The sequence below is a fragment of the Skermanella sp. genome (assembly GCF_059503625.1).
The window spans coordinates 1-2099 of record NZ_JCACHA010000521.1 but is presented as its reverse complement, the minus strand read 5'-3'; the positions used below and the strand labels follow the sequence as shown (position 1 = coordinate 2099).

Here is a 2099-nt window from a genome sequence, read left to right as displayed (position 1 = left end):
GGAAACGGCGGAACGGAAACGAATCTGAGCCATGACGCATCCTCTCGAAGGCCGCGGCGACGCCGGCAGGCCCAAGAAGTCAAAACGAGCCCCTACAGCCGGATGGCTGCGGGAAAGGACGAATTGTGGGGATGTGCGGCAAATCGGGCGACGCGCCGGCACCGCGAAAACAAGCGGTGTGCGGGATCTGATTAGCGTCGGCGGATTTGCCCGATAGCTACCGTGCTAACGCCCTTTGGCCGATAGCAACCATACTGACCTCCCTCTCGGGACCGGCCCACTGTTGACCGGTTCTGCCAAAAAGGACGCGGTACGTCGTTGCATAACCTCAAAGGGCCAGCGGCACGTGCGGGTGCGTCAACGACCGTTGAAATACTCTCTTCGCGCGGAAATGCAAGAGTAATTTTGTTTCCGACCGAAATTTTCTGACCGAAAGGTCAGGGCGCAGTCTCAGAGCAGGGCAAGCGCAAGATAGTCGCTGAGATAGCGCCAGATGCAGCCGACCTCGCGGAACCCGACCTGCCGCAGGGCGGCCAGATGGAATTCCATCGTCATCTCCTGCTTGGGCGGAAGGTTGGAGAATCGCCGGTGCCTTTCGGCGACGGCGGCGGCCAGCTCGGGCACCTCTGCGATTCCGTTCCACCAGCCGACCCAGTCGTGGGCGCCCTCGGTTTGCGCGGTCGCGCGGTTGGCCTTGATCGACGCCGCCGCCATCCGCCGCAGCGTCGGCTGGGTCTGGTCGTAGGAGCAGATGTCGCCGTTGACGAAGACGCCGCCGGGCGCCAGCACCCTGGTAAGGTCCTGATAGACGCGCATCAGGTTGGGAGCGCCCAGCCAGTGCAGGGCCGTCGTGCTGACCACGGCGTCGAACTGCCGGCCCTCCAGGTATTCGACCCAGTCGTGCCGGCGCATGTCCAGTTCGATCCAGCTCCGGTCGGGATTGTCGGCGTGGAGAACCCGGGCCAGCGTCAGCAGCACAGGATCGTAGTCGAGCCCGACGATCTCGGCGCCGGGCAGGCGGGCCGCCAAGCGGTCGCCCAGGCTGCCGGGGCCGCAGCCGAGATCGAGGATGACCGGAGCCACCAGACCGGAGGCGGTCAGCGCGTCGGCTATGATCTCGAACCGGCAGTCCCGGAAGCGGACATAGCCTTCCTGCTGACGGTTCCACTCGTCGAGCCACCGGCGCGCGGTCTCAGGCTTCAGGTCTCGAACTCGGGTCGCTGTCAAAGCCTGATCCATCCACGGCATCCTGCATGCGTCTTGTCGAGGGCTAAGCTACAGCCGATACAATACCGACGATAAAACTCTTCGTGTAGCCAAGTCTTCACAATTGCCTGAGCAAAGCTGAGGCAATTGGGTATGTCTCGAATGGTGCGCCGCAGCAATACTTTTGTGAAACCAGGAAGGATTATTGATGTATATCAACGTGTTGACCGACATACCGGACAAATTGGATGAAGAAAGCTTCCAGACCATCCTGAACTCCCGCTCGGTGAGGGTCGAGCGTATCGTCTCCCACGGCCACGCCTCTCCGCCATCTTTCTGGTACGATCAGGACGAGGCGGAGTGGGTTCTGCTCCTCAAGGGAGCGGCCGTGCTGGAGTTCGAAGGCGAAGCCGAACCTCTGAGGTTAACTCCCGGCGACCACGTCGACATTCCGGCCCACCGCCGTCACCGGGTGGCATCGACCGCCCCTGACGAACCCACTGTCTGGCTTGCCGTCTTCTACGACGGCAAGCAGTCCCTTCCTTAAGCTTTCCGCCCCTTGGCAGGCGTCGCACCGCCGCCCAGTTCGCCTTCGAGGTCCGAGATGCGCTTGGCCATCGCGGCGCGGATGCCAGGAGCCACGGTCGGCTTCAACGCGCCGAACTGCTCACGGAGCTGCCGGAGCAGAAGGATCTTCTGGTCGCGGCTCCGCTTGATGGCGACGTTGTCGGAATGCTGGCCTTCGAAAGCGCGCATCGGTGTTCTGCCCTATGGAAAATGGGAAACGCTTGATGGGGCCGGACCATATGATAAGAATCGCTGTTTATCAAGCCGTTACGATCGGATGCTGAGGTGCCGCATCAACTGGAATCACGCCGGTCACCCGAGGATCG

General features: G+C 62.1%; 3 protein-coding genes. 1 reads left to right on the top strand and 2 read right to left on the bottom strand.

The window, feature by feature from the left end; genetic code table 11:
- Positions 1 to 450: 450 nt before the first annotated feature.
- The gene (locus AC5JJ6_RS11175; RefSeq protein WP_496042103.1) at positions 451 to 1239 is read right to left on the bottom strand and encodes a class I SAM-dependent methyltransferase; all 789 of its coding nucleotides are present in this window, start codon (positions 1237 to 1239) and stop codon (positions 451 to 453) included.
- A 175-nt stretch (positions 1240 to 1414) separates the two neighbouring features.
- On the opposite strand from AC5JJ6_RS11175, the gene AC5JJ6_RS11170 reads away from it, so the two are divergent.
- On the top strand, positions 1415 to 1753 hold the full coding sequence (locus AC5JJ6_RS11170; protein WP_496042102.1) for a cupin domain-containing protein: 339 nt from the start codon (positions 1415 to 1417) through the stop codon (positions 1751 to 1753).
- On the opposite strand, the gene AC5JJ6_RS11165 is transcribed toward AC5JJ6_RS11170, so the two are convergent.
- Positions 1750 to 1962, bottom strand: a complete 213-nt coding sequence (locus AC5JJ6_RS11165; protein WP_496042101.1) for a hypothetical protein — start codon at positions 1960 to 1962, stop codon at positions 1750 to 1752. The two genes, AC5JJ6_RS11170 and AC5JJ6_RS11165, sit on opposite strands and share 4 nt — an antisense overlap.
- Between the last annotated feature and the right edge of the window lie 137 nt (positions 1963 to 2099).

Excerpts from the sequence above, each read along its gene's own strand:
- AC5JJ6_RS11175 (WP_496042103.1), bottom strand. The coding sequence starts at position 1,239 with ATGGATCAGGCTTTGACAGCGACCCGAGTTCGAGACCTGAAGCCTGAG.
- AC5JJ6_RS11170 (WP_496042102.1), top strand. The coding sequence starts at position 1,415 with ATGTATATCAACGTGTTGACCGACATACCGGACAAATTGGATGAAGAA.
- AC5JJ6_RS11165 (WP_496042101.1), bottom strand. The coding sequence starts at position 1,962 with ATGCGCGCTTTCGAAGGCCAGCATTCCGACAACGTCGCCATCAAGCGG.